Here is a 25,817-nt window from a genome sequence, read left to right on the forward strand (position 1 = left end):
GGGAGGGGACGACCATGCGACATATCACCCTGAACCTGACTGCGCTCCGCGCGTCGCTGCTCGCGCTGTCCGCATTGATGGCCGGCACGGCCGCGCAGGCCGCGCAAACGACACCCGCCGACAGTGCGCTCGTCGCGCGCGGCGCGTATCTCGCGAAAGCCGGCGACTGCGTCGCGTGCCACACCGCGCCGCGCGGCACGCCATTCGCGGGCGGCCTGAAGATGGTCACGCCGATGGGCGCGATCTACACGACCAACATCACGCCCGACCCGGAGACGGGTATCGGCGGCTATACCGAAGCCGAGTTCGCCGGCGCGCTGCGCAAGGGCGTCGCGAAGGACGGTCACAACCTGTATCCGGCGATGCCGTATCCGTCGTATGCGAAGCTGAAGGACGACGACGTGAAGGCGCTCTATGCGTACTTCATGCACGGCGTCGAACCGGTGAAGCAGGCGAACCGGCCGTCCGACATTCCGTGGCCGCTCAACATGCGCTGGCCGCTCGCGTTGTGGAACGTGGTGTTCCTCGACACGACGCCTTACGCGGACAAGCCGGCGAAAGACGCGATGTGGAACCGCGGCGCGTATCTCGTGCAGGGGCTCGGGCACTGCGGGTCGTGCCACACGCCGCGCGGCGTCGGCTTCCAGGAGAAGGCGCTCGACGAAAGCGGCGCGGCGTTCCTGTCGGGTGCGGCGATCGACAACTGGTTCGCGTCGAACCTGACCGGCGAGCACAACACCGGGCTCGGCCGCTGGAACGAGGCCGACGTCGCGCAGTTCCTGAAGACCGGCGCGAACCAGCACGCGACCGCGTTCGGCTCGATGGTGAGCGTGATCAACCACAGCACGCAGGAACTGACCGACGACGATCTGGCATCGATCTCGCGCTATCTGAAATCGCTGCCGGCGGCAGGCGGCACGGGCGCGCCGCCGTACCGCTATGATCCGAAGGCGACGCAGGCCGCGCTGGGCCGACCGGCAACGGATCCGGGCGCGAAGGTGTATAACGCTTACTGCCTGCATTGCCACGGTGTGGACGGGCGCGGCTATGCGCCGCTGCTTGCGCCGCTCGCCGGCAATCCGAACGTGCTCGAGACCGATGCGTCGTCGCTGATCAACGTGACGCTGAACGGTAGCGACACGCTCGTGATCGGCGGCGTGCCGTCCGCGTATCCGATGCCGGCGTTCGCGAACCAGTTGAACGACCGGCAGATCGCCGACGTGCTGACGTTCATGCGCGCCGGCTGGAACAACGGCGCGCCGGCCGTGCAGGCGGCGGACGTCGCGAAACTCCGCAAGGCGACGGCGGCCGCGCACTGAGCACGGCGCGCCGCGCAACGAGGGCGGGCCGCCGTGCCTGCCGTCGACGCCGCCGGGTGCGTGCCTGCCCCGGCGGCTTGGCTTTTTCTGTCAACCGGCGTGCGGCCGTTCGCGGCAGCGCGCGTTTTATCGACGCAATGTAGGGGTGTCTGGATGGCTAACGTGACTTATACGGATACGCAACTGCTGATCGACGGCGAGTGGGTCGACGCCGCGAGCGGCAAGACGATCGACGTCGTCAACCCGGCGACCGGCAAGGCGATCGGCAAGGTGGCCCACGCGGGCATCGCCGATCTCGACCGTGCGCTCGCCGCCGCGCAGCGCGGCTTCGAAGCATGGCGCAAGGTGCCCGCGCACGAACGCGCGGCGACGATGCGCAAGGCAGCCGCGCTCGTGCGTGAGCGCGCCGACACGATCGCGCAACTGATGACGCAGGAGCAGGGCAAGCCGCTTACCGAAGCGCGCGTCGAAGTGCTGTCGGCGGCCGACATCATCGAATGGTTCGCGGACGAAGGGCGCCGTGTGTACGGCCGGATCGTGCCGCCGCGCAATCTCGGCGCGCAGCAGATGGTCGTGAAGGAGCCGGTCGGCCCGGTCGCGGCATTCACGCCGTGGAATTTCCCGGTCAACCAGGTCGTTCGCAAGCTGAGCGCGGCGCTCGCCACCGGTTGTTCGTTCCTCGTGAAGGCGCCGGAAGAAACCCCGGCGTCGCCGGCGGCGCTGCTGCGCGCGTTCGTCGACGCGGGCGTGCCGGCGGGCGTGATCGGTCTCGTGTACGGCGATCCCGCTGAAATCTCGTCGTACCTGATTCCGCACCCGGTGATCCGCAAGGTCACGTTCACGGGTTCGACGCCGGTCGGCAAGCAGCTGGCCGCGCTCGCGGGCCAGCACATGAAGCGCGCGACGATGGAACTGGGCGGGCACGCGCCGGTGATCGTCGCCGAGGATGCGGACGTCGCGCTCGCGGTGAAGGCCGCCGGCGGTGCGAAGTTCCGCAACGCGGGGCAGGTCTGCATTTCGCCGACGCGCTTCCTCGTGCACAACAGCATCCGCGACGAATTCACGCGCGCGCTGGTCAAGCATGCGCAAGGGCTGAAGGTCGGCAACGGTCTCGACGAAGGCACGACGCTCGGCGCGCTCGCGAACCCGCGACGACTGACCGCGATGGCGTCGGTCGTCGACAACGCGCGCAAGGTCGGCGCGAGCATCGAAACCGGTGGCGAGCGGATCGGCGCGGAAGGCAACTTCTTCGCACCGACCGTGATCGCGAACGTGCCGCTCGAAGCGGACGTGTTCAACAACGAGCCGTTCGGCCCCGTTGCTGCGATTCGCGGGTTCGACAAGCTCGAGGATGCGATCGCCGAGGCGAACCGCCTGCCGTTCGGGCTGGCCGGCTACGCGTTCACGCGGTCGTTCGCGAACGTGCATCTGCTGACGCAACGCCTCGAAGTCGGGATGCTGTGGATCAACCAGCCGGCGACGCCGTGGCCGGAAATGCCGTTCGGCGGCGTGAAGGATTCGGGATACGGGTCGGAAGGCGGGCCGGAAGCGCTGGAGCCGTATCTCGTCACGAAATCGGTGACGGTGATGGCGGTTTGATGGTCGGTTGAGGGTGGGCGCGCTGCTGTTTGGGGGCGCGCCCGATTTGCGCTGACAGATTTCTCGCGACGCTCGCTGCATAGCTGAAAAAGAGGCTGGGGAAGCTTCAGCGTTCAGCGTCCGGTGCTATCGGCGCGATATCTTCGATGCGTTCGAGATTGCTGGGATCCGCGGTTTGGAGGCCGGTCGTGTCGATTCACTATTTTACATAACGTGAATTATCGACATTTCCGTTTGTGGCAGCCATATCCTAATGTCGTGTTCTGGCTATTTACAGATGTCGTGTTTTTGACTGCTGGCATGCTGGACGGCTCGTTGAGCAAGCGCGGGAGCCGACCATGCAGCCAGCCGGATTGGTGACACTGACGATGCGAGAGCTTGATCGACTCAAGGTGATCCAGGCCGTGGTGGATATGGGTTTGAAGCCCGGGCGTGCAGCCGAACGGCTGGGCCTGAGCGTGCGCCAGGTAGAACGGCTGGTCATCCGGTATCGCGAGCACGGACCTGGCGGCGTCGCTTCGGGCCGTCGTGGCCGGCCAGGCAACCGCAAGCTCGACGACGGGCTCGCGTTACGCGCCTTGACCATTATTCGAGAGCGCTACGCCGATTTTGGGCCGACGCTGGCCTGCGAGAAGCTCTGGGAGTGTCACGGCATTCGGCTGGCCAAGGAGACGGTCAGGAAGCTGATGACCGACGCCGAACCCTGCACCTCGCCTCGCCCGCCCCCTTCCCGACCGCCTCCCCGCAAGTCTCCCCACCGCGATTTCGAGCGATTCCGCAGAGGACCTTTCCTGTGCAACGCCTTAATCGACCGACGCACGATCTCCAATAATGACCGCTCGATCCATCGGCCGCCAGGCCGGTCCAACAACAACAAAACGCCTATGCATTCCTGCCAAACGAATCAGCATGCCGGCGCACGCGTCGCGGGGACCCTCATTGCCGCCTGCCTGACCGGCTTCGTGCCCGACGTCGCGCTTGCCCAGAGCAGCGTGACGCTGTACGGCCTGATCGACACGTCGATCACCTATTCGACCAACCAGCGCACCCGCGGTGCCGGCTCGCCCGGCAGCGGCGGCGTCGCGATGACGAGCGGCGCATTGAATGCGTCGCGCTGGGGGCTGCGCGGCCGCGAGGATCTCGGCGGCGGAATGGCCGCGGTCTTCGCGCTCGAAAACGGCTTCTCGGGCACCACCGGCAAGCTGTCGCAGAAAGGCGTCGATCTGTTCGGCCGTCAGGCGTGGCTCGGCGTGGAATCCAGGACGGCCGGCACGCTCTCGTTTGGCCGCCAGTACGACCTGATCCTCGATTTCGTGACGCCGCTCGGCGCGTCCGGCCCTGGCTGGGGCGGCAATCTCGCGGTCCACCCGTACGACAACGACGATTCGAACCGCAACCTGCGCATCAACAATGCGGTGAAGTACACGAGCCCGACGGTTCGCGGGCTGACCTTCGGCGCGATGATCGGGTTCTCGAACACGCCCGGCCAGTTCTCCAACAACGCGGTGTGGAGCTCGGGCGTGTCGTACGCGAACGGGCCGCTGAAGCTCGGCGCCGGCTACCTGAAGATCAGCCGCGACCGCAACGCGCCGAACCCGGACGGCGCGCTGAGCACGGTCGACGGCTCGGCGACGATCACGGGCGGCAACCAGCAGATCTGGGCGATGGCCGGCCGTTACGCGTTCGGGCCGCACTCGGTCGGCGCCGCGTGGTCGCACTCGACCACCGACGGCGTGACGGGCGTGCTCCAGGGCGGCAACATCGCGCCGCTGAAGGGCGAATCGCTGGTGTTCGACAACTTCTCGATCGACGGACGCTACTTCGTCACGCGCGCGCTGAGCGTCGCCGCCGCGTACACATACACGATGGGCCGCTTCGACACCCGCACGGGCCAGACGCGCCCGAAATGGAACCAGGTCGTCGCACAGGCCGACTATGCGCTGTCGAAGCGCACGGATGCGTATCTCGAAGGCACATACCAGAGCGTGAGCGGCGGCAACGGCAATCCGGCGTTCAACGCGACGGTCTGGACCATGACGCCTTCCGCGAACAGCAATCAGGCCGTCGTTGCGCTGGGACTGCGACACAAGTTCTGACGATGCGGCGTGGGCGGCGCCGTCACGCGCCGTGGCGGGCATCGCGTACCGCACGCCAAGCGCGGAAGCAAGAATGCCTCCCGGCTGTCGCGTTTGCGCAAAAAATGCGGAGAAACTGGGCACGTTGTGACATTTTTCCTAATCTGTTTGCAGCGACGCCGCGATCCGGCGTTCCGGCCGCGACATTCTTTCATCTGGCGCACCACCGGCTTACGAACCTGCATCACGGCAACGGAGCCGGACCTTTCGCGCCATGGCGACCGGACGGCTGCGTGCGAATGGCACGCGCCCCGCTTTCAACGCAGTCAACCGCTGGAGAAGAACGATGAGCAAAATGAAGCGAATTGCGGTCCTGGCAACTTTCGTCCTGCTGGCCGGTTGCCACCACGCGGCGAAGACGCCCGAGAATGCCGGCGCGGCGCCGACGCCCTCGAGTGAAGCCGTCGCGACGGTAACAGCCGACGATCTGAACAATCCGAACAGCCCGCTCGCCAAGCGCAGCATCTACTTCGATTTCGACCAGTACTCGGTGAAGCCCGAATTCCAGTCGCTGCTACAGGCGCACGCCGACTACCTGCGCAGCCATCCCGCGCGGCGCGTGCTGATCCAGGGCAACACCGACGAGCGCGGCACGTCCGAATACAACCTCGCGCTCGGCCAGCGCCGCTCGCAGGCCGTGGCGAGCGCGCTTGAAACGCTCGGCGTGCCGGCGACGCAACTCGAGGCCGTCAGCCTCGGCAAGGAAAAGCCGGTCGCGGCCGGCCACGACGAGGAAGCGTGGGCGCAGAACCGCCGCGCCGATCTCGTCTATCGTTGATCCAGGCGCCGCCGCGGCGATACGCAAAAAGCATGGAATAAGCGCCCCGCCGAAACGTCTTGTCATCGCGCAGACGCGCGGTTCACGCGAACCGCCTTTCCAGTGGCCTGCGCGCTGCAAGGAGATTGCCATGAAATCGGCAACGTTGGCTGCGACGCTGATCGCGGCGCTGGTGCTCGTGCTGTCGGCGGGCTGTACGTCGTCGGGCGGCGGCGTGTCGCAAGGACCGGGCATGAGCCGGTACGGCGGCGCCGGCGGCAGTGGCGGAGGCGGCGGCTACTGACGCGCCGCCGAACTGGCTTGAACGGGCGTCACGTACAAGCGCGGCCGGTGCCCGGCCGCGTCGCGCGCGACGCCCTGCTTCGTTGCCCGATTTATTGCCGCATCGCCTTCACGTCGGCCGGCGTGACGCTCGCGGGCTGGCCGCCCCACGTCGCGCGCAGGTAGTTCGCGAGCTGCGCGAGTTCGTCGTCGCTCAGCGTTTTCGCGAAACCCGGCATCGGCTGCAGGTTGTCGAAGCCGGCGAACTTCTGCTCGTCGATGCCGTCGAGCATCGCGACCAGCAGATTGCGCGAGTCGGGCTGACGCACCGTCGAATTGCCGTTCATCGGCACCGCCACGTGCGGCTTGCCTTCGCCGTCGAAGCCGTGACAGCCCGCGCACACCGCGAGATACACCGAGCGGCCGGCCGCCAGCTGCGCGGCATCGGCCGACACCGGCTTCACCGGTTGCGGCGCGGGCGGCGTATCGCCGAGCAGGTACGTCGACAGGCCGCGCAGGTCGTCCTTGGTCAGGTACTGCGTGCTCAGGTGCACGACCGGATACATCTCGCCGAACGCGGAGCCTTGCGGCGCGATGCCGACGCCGAAGAACGTCTGCAGGTCGCTCCCCGTCCAGCCGCGCGCGGCGAGGCCGGCCGGCGTGATGTCGGGCGCGGCCACGCGGCCGAGCGCGGCGCCCGCGAACGGCTTCGCGCCGTCGAGCTGGCCCGTGAACGCGCGCGGCGTGTGGCATTCCGCGCAGTGGCCGAGCGCGCCCGCGAGATAGCGGCCGCGCTGCCAGTCGGCGGATTGGCCGGCCGACGCATCCGGCAGGCTGTCCTTCAGGAACAGCATGTCCCAGAAGACCATGCCGAAGCGCAGGTTGTACGGGAACGTCAGGTCGTGCGCACGGTTTTCCCGCGCGACCGGTTTGACCGTCATCAGGTACGCGTACATCGCGTCGGCGTCGGCCCGCGTGAGCTGCCGATACGACGTGTACGGCATCGACGGATACAGGCGCTTGCCCGGCGCCTTGCCGTCGTGCAGCGCGGCGTAGAAGTCGTCCGCGCTCCAGCCGCCGATCCCGTGATCCTTGTCGGGCGTGATGTTCGAGCCGTAGAACGTGCCGAACGGCGATTCGAGCGCCGCGCCGCCGGCGAACGGTGCGCCGTCCTTCGCGGTGTGGCACGCCGCGCAGTCGGCGGCCTTGACGAGATAGCGGCCGCGCGCGACCACGTCGGCGCCGGGCGCGCCGGACGCCGCGCTCGACGCCGGCGCGCCATGACCACCGCAGGCGGCGAGCAGCAGCGCGCAGGCCGCTGCGAGCGCAGGCACGCCCGCAGCCCGCGCGGCACGATGAGCGAGTGTGCGTTTCATGGGGCTTCCTTCACGAGTCCCGGCGTCGTCAGCACCACGTCCTTCACGGCTTCGTAGTAGCGGACATAGCCCGTGCAGCGGCAGAGGTGCGCATCGAGCGCGTCGGTGATCGTGCGTTCCACGTCGGCCTTCGCGATCGGCTCGCGCTTCAGGCGTTCGATCAGCACGGTCGCCGCGTTGACGAAACCCGGTGTGCAGTAGCCGCACTGGAAGCTGAAGTGCTCGAGGAACTTCTGCTGGATCGGCGACAGCTCGACCACCTCGCCGGCTTCGTTGCGCTTCGCGTGGCCTTCGATCGTGCGGATCGAACGGCCGTGGAAGAAGTGCGCGCCGGTGATGCAGGTGCGCATCTCCTCGCTCGTGCCGTCCGGCTTGTCGACGATCACGACGCACGCGTGGCAGACGCCCTGCCCGCAGCCGAGCCGCGAACCGGTGAGGCCCAGGTACTCGTGCAGGAACTCGATCATCATCAGCCCTTCCGGCACCGGCATCGGGCCGACCGACTTGCCGTTGATGTTGACCGACAGCGGCTTCCGCTGGAACCGGACGAGCGGACGCTCGACGGGTGCCGAAGCCGCAGCGGGTGCAGCAGGTGCAGCGGGTATGGATGCCGGAGCGGCCGAAGCCGCATTCGACGCGGACGCGCCGACGCTCGCGGCCGAAGCCGCGGTTTGGACGGTCGTCATGCGAGCACCTCCTGAATCTTTTGCGGGGTCACCGGCAGGTCGGTGAAACGATGGCCGATCGCGTGCGCGATGCCGTTCACGATCGCGCCGACGACGGGAATCATCACCACTTCGGCGACGCCCTTCGGCGGATCAGTCTCGGACAGCGGCGGCAGCACGTCGCCCGTTTGCGTCCATACGGCGACGTCGGACGCGCGCGGCAACGGGTAACGGTTGAAATTCCACGTGCCGTTGCCGGGGCCGTCCTCGTAGAGCGGCAGGTACTCGTGCAGCGCATGGCCGATGCCCATCGCGAGACCGCCCTGCAACTGGCCCGACACGAGTTGCGGCGAAATCTGGTTGCCGCATTCCATGATCGAGTGATGCGTGAGCAGTTCGACCTTGCCGGTCGCTTCGTGCACGGCCAGCTCGACGAGCGTGCCCACCGCCGTGTAGTACGTGACGGCCGCGTTGTTGCGGCTCGTCGGCGGGATGAACACGCGCTTGCGATCGAGCACGCGATAGCCGTTCGCGGTCGGCGGCAATGTGCCGCGCAGCGCGGTCGCGCCGGCCGGTGCGGCGGTGCCCGGCAGCGGGCCGTCGTCGCCGGTCTTCGGCGCGCCGACGCGCAGCGACAGCCCGTCGATCGGCAGACGCTCGATTGCGCCACCTACCTCGAATTCGGCGTCGGTCCACTGCCACCGGTTGAACACGTGCACGACGGCGCCGGTCGGCAGGCCGAGCGCATGCGCCTGCTTCGCGAGCTGCTCGAACGTCAGCGGCTCGAGGCCGTCGGCGGTCAGCTTGCCGTCGACCCAGCGTGCATCCTCGATGCGGATCGTGTACGGCGCGGCCTGGCCGCCGCCGAGGCCGCGCGTCCAGATCGACATCGCGGCCGGCCACAGCCCGTAGCGGAACACGGCGCGCGCGGCTTCGCGCGTGCTGTGCGTGAAGTAGTACGCGGAGTTCGTCGCGCTCGACGGCGACGCATAACCGGGCGACCAGCGCGGGTTCGCGCTCAGGCGGTCCTGATCGGCCTGCGACATCAGGTACGGGTCGCCGCTCGTCTCGACCGGCAGGTCCGGCCATTCGGTCAGCGCGACACGCACGTCGGTCGCCGGCCGGCCGAGCCATTTCGCGACCGCGACGGCCTGCGACGTCGACATCCCGGTGCCGATCTCGGCCGCCGTGTGCTGCAGCGACACCTTGCCGTGCTCGTCGAATTCGACCTTCGCGAACGACGCTTCCGCGCCCGTGCCGAAATCCTTCTGCACGCACGCGAAGCCGACGCCGTAGCGCTTGCCCGGATGCGCGGCCTCGAATTCGGCCTTGCGCGCGGCACGGCGCGTCCACAGCGGATGCTGCTTCGCGCGCTCGAGCACTTCGTCGACGCGCAGCGCGCCGGCGGGAATCGCCCCCTGCGTGTTCTTCATCCCCGAACGCAGCGCGTTGCGCAGCCGGAAGTCGATCGGGTCGATGTTCAGTTGCGCGGCGATCTCGTCGACCGCCATCTCGGTCGCGGCCATGCTCTGCAGCGTGCCGTAGCCGCGCGCGGACCCGGCGTCGATTGCGCGCGACGCGATCGCGACGGCCGCGAGGTCGCTCTTCGGGAAGTAGTAGATCGATTGCGCGGCCGTCGCGCCGACCATCGCGACCGACGGCGAGAAGTTCGAGCGACCGCCGCCGTTCGCCTCGAAGTCGCCCTTGAACGACTGCAGCAGGCCCGTGTTGCGGTCGACCGCGATCCGGTAATGCATCTTGAACGCGTGGCGCTTCAGCGACGTCTGGAACTGCTCGTAGCGATCGTTCGCGAAACGCACGGGGCGGCCGTCCGCGTACAGCGCGCAGACGAGGCCGTAGAACGGCACGTTGAAGTGATCCTTCGAGCCGTAGCCGACCGTGTAGCACGGATGCACGAACAGCTTCTTCACCGGGAAGCGGCATTTCGCGACCATCGCGGCCGCGTTCTCCGACACTTCCAGCGGCGACTGGGTCGGCACGACGAGATGCAGCGATTGCGTCGCGGCGTCGTACCAGCAGTTCGCGTTGTCGGGTTCGAGCGCGGCCGTGTCGACCGACTGCGTGTTGTATTCGCGGTCGAACACGAGCCAGTCGGCCGACGGATGGTCGAGTTCGGCGGCGATCTGCCCGGCGAGGAACATGCCCTGCTCGTCGAGCTTGCCGTGCTCCTTGCCGTCCGGCCATACCGGCAGGTGCTTGCGCATCATGCTCGGGAAGATCGGCGCGTCCTTCAGGCTCGAATAGACGTCGTCGTCATAGGCGGTCTTGCCGCCCACGCGCACGTAGCGGAAGGTGCCCCACGGATCGCGCTCGAGCGGGCCCGTGACCGCGCCGTAGCGGATCACGTCGTCGCGAAACTTGAGCGCGTTCTTCGCGAAGCGGAAGCGCGCGAAGTCGTGATAGATCAGGATCGCGACCGCATGGCCGAGATACGCGGGCGTCTTGCCGGCCGGCAACAGCATGTCGTCGCCGTAGAACGTCGGGAACGCGACGCCGTCGCGCGCGAGATCGTCGGCCGTGACCACGCGGTCCGGTTTCAGCTCGTCGCCGAGCAGCGACAGGTCGAAGCCTTCGTACGTCCGGTCGGCCTGCGTGACGCGCAGGATCAGCGCGTGCGATTGCTGCTGTGGCCAGTGCGGCATGTCGGCCGCGCGCACGTCGCGGGCGAACACTTTCGAGCCCGTGACCTTCGCGATGCCGTCGATGCGGAATTGGGGGATACCGGTGACGCTATCCCATTTGACGGGCGTGAGGAGTTTTTCTTCGAAGAGCGCCGCGAACGCGCGGCTGCCGATGGGCGCGACATACACCGCGACGCCCGCCAGCACGCTGGCTTTCAGAAAACCCCGCCGTGACAGGCCGTGGTTTTTCATTGGGGGGAAACCTCCTGAGGCGGCTCGGACGGCGATCGGGTGTCGCGGCGTTCGGAGCGGCGCGCATTCTGGCATTGTTTTTGATATATCGCCTATAGTATTTCCCGCATGAAATACTTATTGGAATTCTTATAACGGGTTTCAGCCGGGCTGCGACGGGTGGTCGCGGGGCGATCCGTTGGCCGTTTGCGTGCGGCCGGATGCCGTCGTACATCGTGCCGTTCACAACGCCCCGGCCTTTGCGCCGCCGAATCCGCAAGCCGCTCGCAGCCGGGACTGACGACCGCGCACGGGGCCACGTTCGAGGAAGTCGACGAAAGCGGTTCGACCCAGTCCTGTTCGGCGTGCGGGTCGAAAGACAGCACGACGCTGCCGAAAGGTATCGCGGGACTGCGAGTAAGAGAATGGGCCTGCAGTGACTGTGGTGTCGAGCATGATCGAGATACCAACGCTGCGCTGAACATTCTCCGATGCCGACGTGCATCGCCAGGTGTGGGAATTCTCTCCCTTTGCGGAGAGGAGGACGTCAAGGTAATGTTGTGCGCATCCGGCTCGGCCGGGCTTCCGCCACGTGCCGTGCGGGCGCCGCCAGCCATCGAGACATCGTGTCGAGGTCGACAATCATGGCAGTCAGAGCGTCTCTCCTGAACTCCGTTCTCGCCACTCCCCCCTCCGGCAACCACCGCGTGACGGCCGCGCTGCGTCCGTCGATGCTCGTGACGCTGTTCGAGGACATACGCCCGATGGCGCTGTCCGGGCTCGCGAGCGGCTTCGTCGCGGCCGTCGCGCTGATGCGGCTGCAGCAGCTGTGGTGCCTCGCATGGCTCGTCCTGGACGTCGGCCTGCTCGTTGCGCGCCTGTCGATCGTACGAGCCTACACGGTGCGGCGCGACGCGGGCGACGATCGCACCGAGTACTGGGCGATGCGCTATGCGCCCGTGTCGCTCGTCGCATGCTTCGTGCTCGGCCTGGGCGTGATGGGCTGCGTGCAGGCCGCCGACGTCGAGCTCGGCACGCTGTCCGTGATGGTCGCGGGCGGCGTGTTCGGCGGGATCGCGTCGCGCAATTCGGCGCTGCCGCGGCTCGCGATGACGCAGGTCGTGCTCGGCGTGCTGCCGATCGGCGTCGGCGCGCTGCTGGCGCCGCGAAACGGCGCGTGGCTGCTGGTGCCGCCGCTCGTGATCTATCTGGCGGCGATGCGTACGGTCGTGCAGCGTCACTACCGCGTGCTCGTCGCGCTGATTGCCGCACGCCAGCGCAACGCCGAACTCGTCGCACGCTTCGACGCGGCCCTCACCTACATGCCGCACGGCCTGTGCATGATCGACGGCGACAGCCGCGTGATCGTCGCAAACCGGCGCACCGCGCAACTGTTCGGCTCGCCGCGCGAGATCATGCTCGATACGCCGCTGCCGGCCGTGGTCGCCGCGCTCGGCGCGCATGCCGTGACCGATCCCGGCGGCGCCGGCCTCGCCGCGCAGTGCGATGCGTGGCTGAGCCGCGGCGAATCCGCGCCGCTCGACATCGTGCTCGCCGACGGCCGCCAGCTCGAACTGACGCGCCACCGCGTGCCGGACGGCAACGCGGTGATCATCGTCGAGGACGTCACCGCGCGCCGCCAGACCGAACAGCATATCCGGCACCTCGCGCGGCACGACGCGCTGACGGGGTTGCCGAACCGCCACGAACTGCATGCGGCGCTCAAGCGGATGCTCGCGCGCCGGCCGCGGCTGCCGAGCCCCGCGCTCGCCGTCATGTATCTCGACCTCGACGGCTTCAAGTCGATCAACGATCGCTTCGGCCACCAGGCCGGCGACGAAGTGCTCATGCAGGTCGCCGAGCGGCTCGGCAAGACGCTGCCGCCGGGCGAGCTCGCCGCACGCATCGGCGGCGACGAATTCATCGTCGCGATCGACGATACGACGATGCACGCATGCTCGATCCTCGCCGCGCGGATCATCCGGCAGATTTCGGCGCCGTACGCGCTGTCGATCGGCGAGACCGTCTGCATCGGGATCAGCATCGGCATCGCGCTCGACGACGGGCACGGCTCGCCCGACGAGCTGATCCAGCAGGCCGACAGCGCGCTGTACGACGCGAAGTCGGCCGGCAAGGGCATCTACTGCTTCTACTCGAGCGGCAGCGGCAGCCGCCGCATGGCGCCGGCCGCCACGACCTGAGCCGCCGATGCGCGCCGCGCATCCGCCCTTTCCCGGCCTGCCGCCGCCCGACGATTCAATTCCGAAACGCTTTGCGGGTTCGCACGGGGCGCCGCGCGTTCGCGTGTCACGTGACGTGTTCCGTAACATCGCCGTCCGGCACGCGGCACGATGACGGCAGAAGCCTGCACGATCGAGGCCGAGAGCGGCATTTACCGGCTGGCATTCTTATTGCTCCTTGATGGGGAAAGAACGTTCCAGGGAGCCCAACATGAATACCGTCGACGTCCTCGCACGAACCGACATCATCGACGAACAGGCGGTGATCGACGGCGCATCGCTGATTCGCCGGCTCGTGTCCGACCGCCGGATGCCGGCCGCGTACGAAGCCACATGCATCGACAATCCGCCGCTCACGCTATACGGCGCGTTTCGCCAGGGTGTCGCCGATCACGCCGCGCGGCGTGCGAATCCGTATCGCGCCGGCAGCCGTTTCTGGGCACTGTGGGAAGAAGGACGTCTCGAAGCTGAAACATCCGGCCGGTAAGCCCGTTGTGCGCGCCGGCCCCGCCGCGACAAGGGACCGGCGCGAAACGCGACGCGCGAATGCGGCCGGCCGGCGCACCGGCATGCGTTCATCGCTGCAACATCGCGCGGTCGCGCGTATCAGGCCGGCGACGCAAGGCACTGCGCCCGGCCGCAGCCGCGCGTATCCGGATTGATCCCGCCCCGCCCGCCGCGCGTTGCCGGTTTCCCCTATAAGATGGCAGATTCCGTTCATCGAACGATACCGCCATGACCGCCTCTTCCTCCCCCCGAAACCCCATCCACTGCGAAATCGATCTCGACGCGCAAGGCAAGCACGCGGGCTACCTGCGGCTGCCGCACTCCGTGCACCGCTCCGCCTACGGCTGGCTGCCGATTCCGATCGCGTCGATCCGCAACGGCGACGGCCCGGTCGCGCTCGTGATGGCCGGCAACCACGGCGACGAGTACGAAGGCCAGATCATCGTGTCGCAACTGATGCGCGAGATAGAACCCGACATGGTCAGCGGCCAGTTGATCCTGCTGCCGATGGCGAATTTCCCGGCGGCGGATGCGGGCCTGCGCGTGTCGCCGCTCGACGAAGGCAACCTGAACCGCAGTTTTCCCGGCGACCCGACCGGCACGCCGACGCAGATGATCGCCCACTACATCGAGCACGCGCTGCTGTCGCGCGCGCAGTACCTGGTCGATCTGCATTCGGGCGGCAGCTCGCTGCTGTACCAGGGCGGCAACATGCTCGCGATCGATCCGCTCGACGCCGACGAAGCCGAGAAGCTCCACGGGCTGCTGGTCGCGTTCGGGTTGCAGAACGCGTTGCTGCACGCGCCGAATCCCGTGCATTCGGCGTCGGCCGCGCGTCGGCAAGGCGCGATCTCGATCGTCACCGAACTCGGCGGCGCCGGCATGGCCGATCCGTCGCTGATCCGGCTCGGCCGCCAGGGGCTGCTGCATTACCTCGGCCATATCGGGCTGCTGCACGGCGCGCTCGTGCCCGACGCGCCGCCGACCGTCACGCGCTTCATGCGCGTCGACGGCGATCGTCATTTCGTCTATGCGTACGAGCGCGGGCTGTATGAGCCGCTCGTCGAACTCGGCGACCAGGTGAAAGCCGGGCAGCCGGCCGCGTGGGTGCATTTTCCCGATACGCCGTTGCGTGAACCGGTGCTGCACCGGTTCAACGGCGATGGCGAAGTGGTGTGCAAGCGGGTACCCGCGCAGGTCCAGCGCGGGGATTGTCTGTTTCAGTTGGCGGAGTTGTCGACGCCGCCGCGTGTCGTCGGGTGAGGAAGGCGGCCGACTCTTTCGGTTGAATCCGCCACTCGTTGCGGTCCTTCGGCGCGACCCGGCTTTGGGTATTGCACTCGCCTGTATCGCCGTGGCTCGGTATCGGTCAATTTCCGCCCCGTCGTACCTTTCCCTGCATCGGCGCGCGGCCGTTGACAGACTCGGGCAGGAACCGTCACCGCCCCTGGTGCCGACGTCGAGCGACCGCTCCCGCCCGCCAACCCTCGCCGTCATATAGAATGACGCGCTTTGCCCGTTCTCCCATGTGGTTCAAGAACCTTCAGCTTCATCGTCTTCCGGCCCCTTGGGCCGTCACCCCCGACCAGATGGAAAAATGGCTGGCGCCTCACGCGTTCCAGCCGGGCAGCAGCGTCGAAATGCAGCGCGCCGGATGGGCGTCGCCGCGTGACGACGGCGCGCTCGTGTATTCGAACAACCGGCAGATGCTGCTGCTGTTTCGTGCCGAAAAGAAGCTGCTCCCGGCGTCGGTCGTCAATCAGGTGACCAAGGCGCGTGCGCTCGAAGTCGAGGAGCAGCAGGGCTTCAAGGTCGGCCGGAAGCAACTGCGCGAACTCAAGGAACAGGTGACCGACGAACTGCTGCCGCGCGCGTTCAGCATTCGCCGCGATACCCGCGTGTGGATCGACACGGCGAACGGCTGGCTCGTCATCGATGCGGCGGCCCAGGCGCTTGCCGACGACGTTCGCAGCCTGCTCGTCAAATCGATCGATCAATTGCCGCTCGCCGGCGTTCAGCTGGCGCGCTCGCCGGTCGCCGCGATGACGGACTGGCTGCTGTCCGGCGACGCGCCGGGCGGATTCACCGTCGATCAGGACGCCGAATTGCGCTCGAGCGGCGAAGGCGGCGCCACGGTGCGATACGTCGGCCACGCACTGGAAGCGAACGACATGCGCCGGCACATCGAATCCGGCAAACAATGCATGCGCCTCGCGATGACCTGGGATGACCGGATCTCGTTCGTGCTGACGCCGTCGCTGACGATCAAGCGCGTCGCGCCGCTCGACGTGATCAAGGAGGCGGCGGATCCGACCGCGCAGAATGACGATGAACGCTTCGATTCGGACTTCACGCTGATGACGGGTGAATTGGCGCGGATGCTGAGCAGTCTTGTCGAGATCCTGGGCGGCGATCGGCAGGACGCGATTCCTCAGGCGGCGGCAGCCTGAATGCCGCCGTCGTCGACGATCATCGCGCCGCGCTGACCCGACAATTCGAGGAGAACCCGTCGCCACGCCGGCGGCGGGCCTCGGCCGAGCGCTCGCGCTGCCGACAAGCCCGCCCCGAATCGACATCACCGGCCGGCCGTCGAAACGACAACACCGCGCCAACTCTCGGCGATCAGCCGCGTCTTACACACCTCGAACGGGCACGGCCCCACCCCGCCCGTTCACCCCACCCCACTCCTCCTGCAAGCCTTCTTCCGCCTTCCGCGAAATCCTTATCGAAATTGCTTCGTTCGTCTTTGCCGGCCGCGCCGCTAACGTGTTCGAAACGGCGGCGGCACGCCGGATGCGTCGCACGCAGCACGACAGCCGCCGCCATCACGACAACTGCGTCGCGATAACGGAACAGACCGGACGGGCCGCGTGCCCGCATCCCGCCAGGAACGTCCGCATCGCGCGCCATTCGCGATGCCCATGGCCACGAACGACCGCATCATCGACACGACGCCGCTCGACGTCCGCGCGCAGCCGCTGATCGACGCGCTGATCGACGAGTATTCGACCCGTTACGACGCATACCGCCCCGACAGCCGCGCGTCGGCCCGCGACGAACTCGCGCGCTACCCGGCCGAGCTGTTCGCGCCGCCCGAAGGCGCGTTCGTGCTGTTGCTGCGCGACGGCGAGACGATCGGCGGCGGCGCGTTCAAGCGCTACGACGCGCAGACCGCCGAACTGAAACGCATCTGGACCCGCACCGACCTGCGCCGCCAGGGCCTCGCGCGGCGCATCGTCGAAGCGCTCGAACTGCGCGCCGCGCAACAGGGCTACCGCCGTCTCTACCTGACCACCGGCTTTCGCCAACCCGAAGCGTGGGCGCTGTACGACCGCACCGGCTACACACGGCTGTTCGATTCGTCGATCGATCCCGAAGCGTATTTCCACCTCCGTTTCGGCAAGGATCTCGTCGATCCGTCGCGCACGTCGACGCTGGCCGACCTGTGGGCGCCCGTGCCCGAAGCGGCGCTGCCGCGCTGAGCGCACGGCGCCCCGCATTCCACGTCGCCCATTCCGCTTTCAACGATTCCACGCTTCCACGACAGGACGTTTTCATGCATCGAGCCGTACCGCTTTCATCCCGTGCCGTGCGCACGCTGACCGCCGCGCTGATCGGCCTGAGCGCCTTCGCCGCGATGGCCGCGGCCGCCGCGACCTTCGACCTGAGCCCCGAGCAGCGCGGCCGCCCGCGCGGCACGGCCGATGCGGCGGTCGAGCGCGCGGTGCCCGCGTCGTTCAAGTTCGCCGAGCACGGCACGCTGACGATCGGCATCGCGCCGAGCCTGCCGCCGATCAGCTCCTATGCGACCGACGCTCGCACGGTGATCGGCTTCGATGCCGACGTCGGCCAGCTCGTGTCGGACAGCCTCGGTCGCAAGCTGAAGATCGTCGCGCTCGCGTGGGCCGACTGGCCGCTCGCGCTCGAATCCGGGAAAGTCGACGCGGTGATCTCGAACGTGACCGTCACCGAGGAGCGCAAGCAGAAGTTCGATTTCTCGACCTACCGCAAGGATCAGGTCGGCTTCTACGTGCGCAACGACAGCAAGATCCAGTCGATCCGCGAGCCGAAGGACGTCGCGGGGCTGCGCATCGTGACGGACGCCGGCACCAACCAGGAAAAGATCCTGCTCGCGTGGGACCGCGACAACGTCGCGCACGGGCTGAAACCCGTGCAGATCCAGTACTACGACGACCAGGCGATGCGCATCGTCGCCGTGCAGTCCGGCCGGGCCGACGTGGTGTTCAGCGTGAACTCGGTGCTCGCGTATCAAAGCGCGCAACAAGGCAAGACGCGGCTCGTCGGCGCGATCAGCGGCGGCTGGCCGCGCACGGCCGACATCGCGATCGCCACGCGCCGCGGCAGCGGCCTCGCCGAGCCGCTGACCGTCGCGCTGAACGGGCTGATCAAGAACGGCCGCTACCAGCAGGTACTCGACCGCTGGAACCTCGCGTCCGAAGCGATCGACCAGTCGCGCACGAATCCGCCCGGGCTGCCGAAAAGCTGAGCGCCCGCAACCGTCCATCCACGCTCACGCAGGAACGCCGCTCACCATGTCTTATTCGCTTTCGTTGCTGGACAAGAGTCCGATCGCCGACGGCGCGAACGCCGCCGACGCACTGCGCTTCACCACCACGCTCGCGCGCCGCGCCGAACAGCTCGGCTACGCGCGCTTCTGGGTCGCCGAACATCACGGCACGCCGGGGTTCGCCAGTTCGGCACCGGAGATCGTCGTCGCGCACCTGCTCGCGCACACGTCGCGCATCCGCATCGGCTCGGGCGGCGTGATGCTGCAGCACTACAGCCCGTTCAAGGTCGCGGAAACATTCAAGCTGCTGGCCGCGCTCGCGCCGGGCCGCGTCGATCTCGGCATCGGCAAGGCGCCCGGCGGGCTGCCGCTGACCACGCGCGCGCTGCAGTGGTTCCACGACAAGGCGCGCAAGCCCGATTTCGCGGGGCAGCTCGCGGAGCTCGACGCGTTTCTCGGCTGGGGCGTGGCCGAAGATCATCCGCTCGCCGGCGCGGTCGCGATGCCGGTGCCGCCGCAGTTGCCCGAACGCGTCCTGCTCGGCGGCTCGCCGGACAGCGGCGCGCTCGCCGCGCGCAACGGCTGGCGCTTCTGCTACGCGGGCCATTTCAACGGCGACGACGCGAATCTCGAACGCTCGCTCGACGCATACCGCAGCGCGGGCGGCGAAAAGCCGCTCGTCGCGCTGTACGCGGTCGCCGCGCCGACGCGCGACGAGGCCGAGCGGCTGATCGGGCCGCTGAAGATCTTCAAGCTGCAGTTCGCGGGCGGCCAGAGCTTCAATCTCGGCAGCGCGCAGGCGGCCGCGGAATTCGCGCGGCAAAGCGGCGCGTCCGACTACCGGATCGACGAGCTGCGCCCGACGGTGCTGGCCGATACGCCCGAGCGCGTGCATCGTGCGCTCGACGCACTGAGCCGGCGGCTCGACGTCGATGCGTTCGTGATCGATTCGCCGGTATCCGACTACGCGGCACGGCTCGCATCGGCCGAATGGCTCGGCGGCGCGCTGTCCACCACGCCGTTGCAGGCGGCCCTCGCGGCCGACCGCTCCCTTTCCCCTGACCAGAACGCATGACGCTCCCATCATGACGACCCGACGATCGATCCCTTTCGGCCTGATGCTGCAAGGCGCAGGCAGCCACATGAACGCGTGGCGGCATCCGAGCAACCCGCCCGACGCGAGCATCAACCTCGACTTCGCGATCGGCGTCGCGCGCAAGGCGGAAGCCGCCGGCATCGCGTTCGCGTTCGTCGCGGATGGCCTCTACATCAACGAGAAATCGATCCCGCACTTCCTGAACCGCTTCGAGCCGCTGACCGTGCTGTCGGCGCTCGCGGTCGCGACGAAGAAGATCGGGCTCGCGGGCACGATCTCGACGTCGTACAGCGAACCGTTCACGGTCGCGCGGCAGCTTGCGTCGCTCGACGCGATCAGCGGCGGGCGCGCGGGCTGGAACGTCGTGACGACGCCGCTCGAAGGCACCGCGAAGAACTACGGCAAGGCGCACCCGGATCACGAACTGCGCTACGAGATCGCCGACGAATATCTCGACGTCGTGCAGGGGCTGTGGGACAGCTGGGACGACGACGCATTCGTGCGCGACCGCGCGACCGGCCGCTTCTTCGATCGCGACAAGCTGCATACGCTCGATCATCACGGCCGCTTCTTCCAGGTCGCGGGCCCGCTGAACATCCAGCGCTCGCCGCAGGGGCAGCCGGTGATCTTCCAGGCCGGCTCGTCCGACACCGGGATCGGCCTCGCGGGCAAATACGCGGATGCCGTGTTCACGCATTCGCCGTCGATCGACGAAACGGCCGCGTTCACGCGGCGCGTGAAACAGAGCGCGATCGAGCACGGGCGGCAGCCCGGCGACGTGAAGATCTTCCCCGGCGTCGGGCCGATCGTCGGTCGCACGGCCGCCGAAGCGGAGGACAAATACCAGGCGATCCGCGACCTGCTGACGATCGACGAGGCGCTCGCGTACCTCGGCCGCTATTTCGATCACCACGATTTCACGCAGTATGCGCTCGACGCGCCGTTCCCGGAACTCGGCGACCTCGGCCGCAACAGCTTCCGCTCGACCACCGACCGCATCAAGGCCGATGCGAAGCGCAAGGGCCTGTCGCTGCGCGAGACCGCGCTCGCGGTCGCGACGCCGCGCCCGAACTTCATCGGCACGGCCGAGCACGTCGCCGACGAGCTGATCCGCTGGCACGACGCGGGCGCCGGCGACGGCTTCATCCTCGGTTTTCCGGTACAGGCGCAGGGCGTCGACGATTTCATCGAGCTCGTGATTCCGGTGCTCGAGGCGCGCGGCCGCTACAGCCGCGACCTGCCCGGCGCCACGCTGCGCGACCACCTCGGTCTGCCGCGCAAGGCGAGCCGCTACGCGACGCCCGGCGCAGCACAGGAAACGGCTGCCGAAGCGCACGCCTGACGCCGCCGCGCCGCGCGCGCGGCGCGCCCGCCGATCGATCGATTCGAGGATTACAACGACATGAGCGACACGACCCACCTCGGCGGCGCGCTGCCGCCGCTCTCTTCCTCCGGCGCACGCGAGCCCGGCACGCATTTGCGGATCGTGCCCGCGCGCCACCGGTCGCGCACGGCCGGCACCGTACTCGCGCTCGTGCTGATCGCGCTCACGCTGCATTCGATCCTCGGCAACCCGCAATGGGGCTGGCCGGTGTTCGCCGAATGGTTCCTGTCGCCGCCGGTGCTGTCGGGGCTCGCGCGCACGCTGGTGCTGACGCTGCTCGGCGCGGTGTTCGGCTTCGTGCTCGGCGCGTTCGTCGCGCTGGCCCGGCTCTCGCGGTCGCGACTGCTGTCCGCCAGCGCGTGGACCTTCGTATGGCTGTTCCGCTCGATTCCGCTGATCGTGCTGCTGCTGATCCTGAACAACCTCGGCTACCTGTACGAGCATGTGCGGCTTGGCGTGCCGTTCACCGACATCGTGTGGTTCGACACGCCGACCACCGACCTCATCAGCCCGTTCCTCGCGGCCGTGCTCGGCCTCACGCTGAACCACGCGGCGTTTTCCGCGGAGGTGATCCGCGGCGGCATTCTCGCGGTCGACCAGGGGCAGCTCGAAGCCGCGGCCGCGCTCGGGCTGCCGCGCGGCCGCCAGACGTCGCGGATCGTGCTGCCGCAGGCGATGCGCGCGATCCTGCCGACCGCGTTCAACGACCTGATCACGCTCGCGAAAGGCACGTCGATGGTGTACGTGCTCGCGATGCCGGAACTGTTCTATACGGTGCAGGTGATCTACCGCCGCAACCTCGAAGTGATTCCGCTGCTGATGGTCGCGACCGTCTGGTACCTGATCATCCTGACCGTGCTGTCCGCGATCCAGGTGCAGGTCGAGCGGCACTATGCACGCGGCGCGCTGCGCAATCCGCCGCCGTCCGTGGTCACGTTCGCGCTCGCGCGGATCGGCGGGCTGTGGCGGCGTGTCGCGTCGCGCCGCGCGGCCTCGAGCACGCGGGCCGACGGCGACACCCGCGCCGATACCGCGGCGGCCGTGTCGCGCACCGGCGGCGAAGTGGCCGTGCATGGCGTGTCGAAGCAGTTCGGCATGCAGCGCGTGCTCGACAACGTGTCGTTCGTCGCGCCGCGCGGCAGCGTGACCGTGATCGTCGGGCCGTCGGGCTCCGGCAAGTCGACGCTGCTGCGCACGATCAACCATCTCGAACGCGTCGACGACGGCTTCATCGACATCGACGGCGAGCTGATCGGCTATCGCCGCGACGGCGACGTGCTGCATGAACTGAACGAACGCGACGTGCTGAAGCGACGCACGGCCGTCGGCATGGTGTTTCAGAACTTCAACCTGTTCCCGCACCTGACGGTGCTCGAGAACCTGATCGAAGCGCCGGTCGCCGTCGCCGGCGTGACGCGCGACGCGGCCGAGCACACCGCGCGCACGCTGCTCGCGCGGGTCGGCCTCGCGGATAAGGCCGATGCGTATCCGCGCCAGTTGTCCGGCGGCCAGCAGCAACGCGTCGCGATCGCGCGGGCGCTCGCATTGCGGCCGAAGGTGCTGCTGTTCGACGAACCGACGTCGGCGCTCGATCCCGAACTCGTCAACGAAGTGCTCGACGTGATCAAGGAGCTCGCGCGCTCGGGCACGACGCTCGTGATCGTCACGCACGAGATCGGCTTCGCACGCGAAGTGGCGGACAACGTGCTGTTCATGGAACGCGGGCGCATCGTCGAGGCCGGGCCGCCCGCCGTCGTGCTCGACGCGCCGTCGCATTCGCGCACGCGCGCGTTCCTGTCGCGGGTGCTGTGATGCGCGCCGCTTCCCACCCGCGAGGTGCCGCGCGATGACCGATCGGCGCCAGTTCATCACGGCCGCGCTGGTCGCGGCATCCGGCCTGCCGTGGCATGCGGCGCGTGCGGCGGCCGCCACCGCCGACCTCGACCCGCGCCAGGCCGGCCGCCCGCGCGCCGGCCCCGACGACGCGGCCATCCGCGCGGCAAGCGGCTACCACTGGGTGCGCGACGGCGCGTTCACGGTCGCGATCTCGCCGCACGCGCCGCCCGTGTCGACCTATGCGACCGACGCGCGCACCGTGGTCGGCGCCGATCCCGACTATGCGCAGCTCGTCGCCGACGCGCTCGGCCGCACGCTCGTGCTGCTGCCGATCGCATGGGCCGACTGGCCGCTCGGGCTGACGTCCGGCAAGTACGACGCGGTGATCTCGAACGTCGGCGTGACCGAGAAGCGCAAGGAGAAATACGATTTCACGACCTACCGGCTCGGGCTGCACGGCTTCTACGTTCGCACCGGCAGCCCGATCGCGAAAATCGCGGAACCGAAGGACATCGCGGGCCTGCGGATCATCACCGGCGCCGGCACGAGCCAGGAGCGCATCCTGCTCGAATGGAGCAAGCGCAACGTCACGCAGGGGCTGAAGCCGGCCGAGCTGCTCTATTTCGACGACGATGCGACGGCGCGCGTCGCGCTGCTGTCGGGCCGCGCGGATGCGGAGTTGAACCCGAACGCGTCGCTCGCGTACGAGGCCGCGCGCAGCGGCAAGATCCGCCGCGTCGGCGTCGTCAATGCCGGCTGGCCGGCGAATGCGGATGTCGCGATCGCGACGCGCCGCGGCAGCGGGCTCGCGCCCGCGTTGACGCTCGCGACCAACGCGCTGATCGGCAACGGCCGCTACGGACAGGCGCTCGCGCGCTGGGGTTTGCAGAGCGAGGCGATCGCGCGGGCGGAGACCAATCCGCCGGGGTTGCCGTCGTTCTGAGCGTTTCGTTCGAAACAATCGCCCCGGCATGTCGTGACGGACATGCCGGGGCGACTCGATCGACGCCTCGTTCGCCTACGCCGGCACCGCGTCCCGATACCGGTCGAGTTCCGCGACATGCGCATGAATCGCCGGGATCAGCTCGCGCCCGTAAGCCAGCGCATCGTCGAGCGGATCGAAACCGCGAATCAGGAACGTCGATACGCCGAGCCGGTAATACGCGCCCAGCGCCCGCGCGACCTGCTCGGGCGTGCCGACCAGCGCGGTCGAATTCCAGCGCGCGCCGGTCAGGTTCGCGACGCCCATCCACAGCCGCTCGTCGAGCACGTCGCCCTGCGCGGCGGCCGCCATCAGCCGCTGCGAGCCCGCGTTCTGCGGCGCGTGACCGGCGATCGGCTGGCCGTTCGCAAGGCGCGCCGCACGCACGCGCTCGCGGATCGCCTCGGCCTTCTCCCACGCGGCCGCCTCGGTATCGGCGACGATCGGCCGGAACGACACGCTGATGCGCGGCGCACGCCCGAACGGCGCGGCGGCGGCCCGCACGCGCGCGATCTGCTCGCGCACCGCGTCGAGCGGCTCGCCCCACGTCATGTAGACATCCGCATGCTCGCCCGCGACCGCGAGCGCGGCCGGCGACGAGCCGCCGAAATAGATCGGCACGTGCGGCCGCTGTTCCCCCTTCACGACCGGCGACGCGCCGCGCAGCCGATAGAACGCGCCGTCGTGATCGACCGGCGCATCGGCCCGCCAGATCCGTTTCAGCACGTCGAGATATTCGCCGGTGCGGCGGTAGCGCGCATCGTGCGGCACGAAATCGCCGTCGCGCTGCAGATCCGCATCGTCGCCGCCGGACACCACGTTCAGCGCGAGCCTGCCGCCGCTGAACACGTCGAGCGTCGCTATCTGCCGCGCGGCGGCCGACGGTACGATCACGCCCGGCCGGTGCGCGAGCAGCAGCCGGATGCGTTCGGTCGCGGCGGCCGCGAACGACGCGACGATGAAACCGTCCGCCGCGTTGCTGAAATGGCCGATCAGGATCTGGTCGAAGCCGGCGGCCTCGTGCGCCTGCGCGAAGCGGCGCACGTAGTCGGGCTGGACGGCCGCGCCGCCCGGTACGTCGACCTCCGCGCCGGGTGTCGCGGTGATCATGCCGATGATGTCGACTGGCATGTCGGGATGTCCTTGGATGTATCGATCGGGAAGCGCGGAAATCGCGGAAATCGTGAAACGGGCCGCACGCTTACTGCGCGGCGGCCGTCTTCTGCGCGGGCGCCGCGAACGCACCCGCATACGAGCGGTCGAGCAGCTTCGACGTGTCGTACGCGGCCGGAATCACGCCGGACTTGTGCAGGAAATCGGCCGTATTCTGCGCATCCTTCGCGGCCGTCTCGTCGACCGGGCCCACGCGCTGTTTCGCGTTGTTGAGCCAGCGATACGCGACGTCGGGTTCGAGATTCGCGCGCTTCGCCCACAGGTCCGCGTACTCGCGCGGATGGCTGTCGACCCACTGGCGCGCGACCACCACGCGCCGCAGGAAATCGGTGATCTCGGCGCGCTTGCCCGACGCGGCCTGCTCGTTCGCGGCGACGAAGCTCAGCGCGGGCATCAGCCCCTGCGCGGTCGTCACGGGCCGCGCGCCCTGCCGCAACGCGAGCGTGCTGACGAACGGCTCCCACAGCGATACCGCGTCGACCGAGCCGTTCGCGAGCGCGTTGGTCGCGTCGATCGGCATCAGGTACGCGTACTTCACCGAATCGGCGCGCAGGCCCGCGTGTTCGAGCGCGCGCAGCACGAGCTGCTGGCTCCAGGCGCCACGCCATACCGCGATGGTCTTGCCCTGCAGGTCGGCCACGGTGCGCACCGGCGAATTCTTCGGCACGAGGATCGCGACGCCGTCAAGGCTCTGCCGCGACACCGCGACGACCTTGACCGGCGCGCCGCGCGCGGCCAGCGTGAGCAGCGCGGAATCGCCGAGGAAGCCGACGTCGATCGCGTTGCCGTTCAGGCTTTCGGCCACCGGCGCGGCGGCCTGGAAGTGCTTCCATTCGATCGTGTAAGGCAGGTCCTTCAGCGCGCCGGACGCCTCCATCGACGCCTGGATGTTGAAGTAGTTCTGTTCACCGACGCGCAGCGTGACGGTGTCTTTGGCGATGCCCGGCTGCGCGGCGAGCGCCAGCAAGAGCGCCGTTACGATTCGGCTCAGCAACATGATCTCCCGGAAGGTTTGTCCGCCGTGCGAAACCGCCGGCGCAACGGATGGAACCGGTGAAGATACGT

General features: G+C 68.4%; 20 protein-coding genes and 2 pseudogenes. 17 read left to right on the plus strand and 5 right to left on the minus strand.

Features of this window, described 5'->3' with window-relative positions; translation table 11 throughout:
- The first annotated feature begins 14 nt into the window (after positions 1–14).
- The 6 genes and pseudogenes from CFB81_RS21890 to CFB81_RS36200 all read left to right on the plus strand — a co-directional run bounded on the left by CFB81_RS21890 (position 15) and on the right by CFB81_RS36200 (position 6,114).
- The gene (locus tag CFB81_RS21890) at positions 15–1,319 is read left to right on the plus strand and encodes a cytochrome c (RefSeq protein ID WP_089436483.1); all 1,305 of its coding nucleotides are present in this window, start codon (positions 15–17) and stop codon (positions 1,317–1,319) included.
- A 153-nt stretch (positions 1,320–1,472) separates the two neighbouring features.
- Complete coding sequence (locus tag CFB81_RS21895; RefSeq protein ID WP_089436484.1) at positions 1,473–2,918, plus strand: NAD-dependent succinate-semialdehyde dehydrogenase; 1,446 nt, start codon at positions 1,473–1,475, stop codon at positions 2,916–2,918.
- Between the two features lie 368 nt (positions 2,919–3,286).
- Positions 3,287–3,466 (plus strand): annotated as a pseudogene (locus tag CFB81_RS36895) (helix-turn-helix domain-containing protein); the annotation flags it as partial.
- 336 nt (positions 3,467–3,802) lie between these two features.
- A complete protein-coding gene (locus CFB81_RS21900) occupies positions 3,803–5,014 on the plus strand; it encodes a porin (RefSeq protein ID WP_089492357.1) in 1,212 nt (403 codons plus the stop codon).
- Between the two features lie 325 nt (positions 5,015–5,339).
- Positions 5,340–5,831 (plus strand): peptidoglycan-associated lipoprotein Pal, encoded by a 492-nt coding sequence (gene pal / locus CFB81_RS21910; protein ID WP_089436486.1) that lies wholly within the window; start codon positions 5,340–5,342, stop codon positions 5,829–5,831.
- 130 nt (positions 5,832–5,961) lie between these two features.
- A complete protein-coding gene (locus CFB81_RS36200; RefSeq protein WP_179234933.1) occupies positions 5,962–6,114 on the plus strand; it encodes a hypothetical protein in 153 nt (50 codons plus the stop codon).
- A gap of 91 nt (positions 6,115–6,205) precedes the next feature.
- Here CFB81_RS36200 and CFB81_RS21915 read toward each other — a convergent pair whose 3' ends face one another.
- From CFB81_RS21915 to CFB81_RS21925, 3 genes are read right to left on the minus strand one after another with little or no spacing between them, the layout of a single operon-like run.
- Positions 6,206–7,468: a cytochrome c gene (locus CFB81_RS21915; RefSeq protein ID WP_089436487.1), complete on the minus strand. Its 1,263-nt coding sequence runs from the start codon at positions 7,466–7,468 to the stop codon at positions 6,206–6,208.
- Positions 7,465–8,154: a (2Fe-2S)-binding protein gene (locus tag CFB81_RS21920; protein ID WP_089436488.1), complete on the minus strand. Its 690-nt coding sequence runs from the start codon at positions 8,152–8,154 to the stop codon at positions 7,465–7,467. Before CFB81_RS21920 ends, CFB81_RS21915 begins: the two co-directional genes overlap by 4 nt.
- Positions 8,151–11,027: a xanthine dehydrogenase family protein molybdopterin-binding subunit gene (locus tag CFB81_RS21925; protein ID WP_089436489.1), complete on the minus strand. Its 2,877-nt coding sequence runs from the start codon at positions 11,025–11,027 to the stop codon at positions 8,151–8,153. Before CFB81_RS21925 ends, CFB81_RS21920 begins: the two co-directional genes overlap by 4 nt.
- Before the next feature lie 282 nt (positions 11,028–11,309).
- Here CFB81_RS21925 and CFB81_RS21935 point away from each other — a divergent pair.
- From CFB81_RS21935 to CFB81_RS21985, 11 genes and pseudogenes are all read left to right on the plus strand, one after another.
- Positions 11,310–11,675 (plus strand): annotated as a pseudogene (locus CFB81_RS21935) (zinc ribbon domain-containing protein); the annotation flags it as partial.
- Positions 11,651–13,207, plus strand: a complete 1,557-nt coding sequence (locus CFB81_RS21940) for a sensor domain-containing diguanylate cyclase (RefSeq protein WP_089436490.1) — start codon at positions 11,651–11,653, stop codon at positions 13,205–13,207. The pseudogene CFB81_RS21935 and the gene CFB81_RS21940, both read left to right, overlap by 25 nt.
- Positions 13,208–13,457: 250 nt before the next feature.
- On the plus strand, positions 13,458–13,733 hold the full coding sequence (locus CFB81_RS21945; protein ID WP_089436491.1) for a hypothetical protein: 276 nt from the start codon (positions 13,458–13,460) through the stop codon (positions 13,731–13,733).
- A 248-nt stretch (positions 13,734–13,981) separates the two neighbouring features.
- On the plus strand, positions 13,982–15,016 hold the full coding sequence (locus tag CFB81_RS21950; RefSeq protein ID WP_089436492.1) for a succinylglutamate desuccinylase/aspartoacylase family protein: 1,035 nt from the start codon (positions 13,982–13,984) through the stop codon (positions 15,014–15,016).
- Positions 15,017–15,279: 263 nt separating this feature from the next.
- Positions 15,280–16,203 carry a recombination-associated protein RdgC gene (locus CFB81_RS21955; protein WP_089436493.1) on the plus strand — a complete coding sequence of 308 codons (924 nt, stop codon included), beginning with the start codon at positions 15,280–15,282 and terminating at the stop codon, positions 16,201–16,203.
- Between the two features lie 471 nt (positions 16,204–16,674).
- The gene (locus CFB81_RS21960) at positions 16,675–17,235 is read left to right on the plus strand and encodes a GNAT family N-acetyltransferase (RefSeq protein WP_069616625.1); all 561 of its coding nucleotides are present in this window, start codon (positions 16,675–16,677) and stop codon (positions 17,233–17,235) included.
- A 74-nt stretch (positions 17,236–17,309) separates the two neighbouring features.
- Positions 17,310–18,260, plus strand: a complete 951-nt coding sequence (locus CFB81_RS21965) for an ABC transporter substrate-binding protein (protein ID WP_089436494.1) — start codon at positions 17,310–17,312, stop codon at positions 18,258–18,260.
- 46 nt (positions 18,261–18,306) lie between these two features.
- On the plus strand, positions 18,307–19,356 hold the full coding sequence (locus CFB81_RS21970; RefSeq protein ID WP_089436495.1) for an LLM class flavin-dependent oxidoreductase: 1,050 nt from the start codon (positions 18,307–18,309) through the stop codon (positions 19,354–19,356).
- Positions 19,357–19,366: 10 nt separating this feature from the next.
- Entirely contained in the window at positions 19,367–20,719 is a 1,353-nt protein-coding gene (locus CFB81_RS21975; protein WP_089436496.1) for an LLM class flavin-dependent oxidoreductase, read from the plus strand.
- A 60-nt stretch (positions 20,720–20,779) separates the two neighbouring features.
- Positions 20,780–22,573 (plus strand): amino acid ABC transporter permease/ATP-binding protein, encoded by a 1,794-nt coding sequence (locus CFB81_RS21980; protein ID WP_089436497.1) that lies wholly within the window; start codon positions 20,780–20,782, stop codon positions 22,571–22,573.
- Positions 22,574–22,607: 34 nt separating this feature from the next.
- Complete coding sequence (locus CFB81_RS21985; protein ID WP_089436498.1) at positions 22,608–23,540, plus strand: ABC transporter substrate-binding protein; 933 nt, start codon at positions 22,608–22,610, stop codon at positions 23,538–23,540.
- A gap of 75 nt (positions 23,541–23,615) precedes the next feature.
- Here CFB81_RS21985 and CFB81_RS21990 read toward each other — a convergent pair whose 3' ends face one another.
- Together CFB81_RS21990 and CFB81_RS21995 are read right to left on the minus strand one after the other, a co-directional pair.
- Complete coding sequence (locus CFB81_RS21990) at positions 23,616–24,710, minus strand: LLM class flavin-dependent oxidoreductase (protein WP_089436499.1); 1,095 nt, start codon at positions 24,708–24,710, stop codon at positions 23,616–23,618.
- 70 nt (positions 24,711–24,780) lie between these two features.
- Positions 24,781–25,749: an ABC transporter substrate-binding protein gene (locus tag CFB81_RS21995; RefSeq protein WP_089436500.1), complete on the minus strand. Its 969-nt coding sequence runs from the start codon at positions 25,747–25,749 to the stop codon at positions 24,781–24,783.
- Between the last annotated feature and the right edge of the window lie 68 nt (positions 25,750–25,817).

Origin of the sequence: Burkholderia sp. AU28863, assembly GCF_002223195.1 — a bacterium.
GTDB lineage: Bacteria > Pseudomonadota > Gammaproteobacteria > Burkholderiales > Burkholderiaceae > Burkholderia > Burkholderia sola.

Bases quoted from the DNA above. Each gene is read 5' to 3' on its own strand.
- CFB81_RS21955 (WP_089436493.1), top strand. From the start codon at position 15,280: ATGTGGTTCAAGAACCTTCAGCTTCATCGTCTTCCGGCCCCTTGGGCC.
- CFB81_RS21990 (WP_089436499.1), bottom strand. From the start codon at position 24,710: ATGCCAGTCGACATCATCGGCATGATCACCGCGACACCCGGCGCGGAG.
- CFB81_RS21980 (WP_089436497.1), top strand. From the start codon at position 20,780: ATGAGCGACACGACCCACCTCGGCGGCGCGCTGCCGCCGCTCTCTTCC.
- CFB81_RS21965 (WP_089436494.1), top strand. From the start codon at position 17,310: ATGCATCGAGCCGTACCGCTTTCATCCCGTGCCGTGCGCACGCTGACC.
- CFB81_RS21995 (WP_089436500.1), bottom strand. From the start codon at position 25,749: ATGTTGCTGAGCCGAATCGTAACGGCGCTCTTGCTGGCGCTCGCCGCG.
- CFB81_RS21890 (WP_089436483.1), top strand. From the start codon at position 15: ATGCGACATATCACCCTGAACCTGACTGCGCTCCGCGCGTCGCTGCTC.
- CFB81_RS21925 (WP_089436489.1), bottom strand. From the start codon at position 11,027: ATGAAAAACCACGGCCTGTCACGGCGGGGTTTTCTGAAAGCCAGCGTG.
- CFB81_RS21960 (WP_069616625.1), top strand. From the start codon at position 16,675: ATGGCCACGAACGACCGCATCATCGACACGACGCCGCTCGACGTCCGC.
- CFB81_RS21970 (WP_089436495.1), top strand. From the start codon at position 18,307: ATGTCTTATTCGCTTTCGTTGCTGGACAAGAGTCCGATCGCCGACGGC.
- pal (WP_089436486.1), top strand. From the start codon at position 5,340: ATGAGCAAAATGAAGCGAATTGCGGTCCTGGCAACTTTCGTCCTGCTG.
- CFB81_RS21945 (WP_089436491.1), top strand. From the start codon at position 13,458: ATGAATACCGTCGACGTCCTCGCACGAACCGACATCATCGACGAACAG.
- CFB81_RS21915 (WP_089436487.1), bottom strand. From the start codon at position 7,468: ATGAAACGCACACTCGCTCATCGTGCCGCGCGGGCTGCGGGCGTGCCT.
- CFB81_RS21985 (WP_089436498.1), top strand. From the start codon at position 22,608: ATGACCGATCGGCGCCAGTTCATCACGGCCGCGCTGGTCGCGGCATCC.
- CFB81_RS36200 (WP_179234933.1), top strand. From the start codon at position 5,962: ATGAAATCGGCAACGTTGGCTGCGACGCTGATCGCGGCGCTGGTGCTC.
- CFB81_RS21895 (WP_089436484.1), top strand. From the start codon at position 1,473: ATGGCTAACGTGACTTATACGGATACGCAACTGCTGATCGACGGCGAG.
- CFB81_RS21975 (WP_089436496.1), top strand. From the start codon at position 19,367: ATGACGACCCGACGATCGATCCCTTTCGGCCTGATGCTGCAAGGCGCA.
- CFB81_RS21920 (WP_089436488.1), bottom strand. From the start codon at position 8,154: ATGACGACCGTCCAAACCGCGGCTTCGGCCGCGAGCGTCGGCGCGTCC.
- CFB81_RS21900 (WP_089492357.1), top strand. From the start codon at position 3,803: ATGCATTCCTGCCAAACGAATCAGCATGCCGGCGCACGCGTCGCGGGG.
- CFB81_RS21940 (WP_089436490.1), top strand. From the start codon at position 11,651: ATGGCAGTCAGAGCGTCTCTCCTGAACTCCGTTCTCGCCACTCCCCCC.
- CFB81_RS21950 (WP_089436492.1), top strand. From the start codon at position 13,982: ATGACCGCCTCTTCCTCCCCCCGAAACCCCATCCACTGCGAAATCGAT.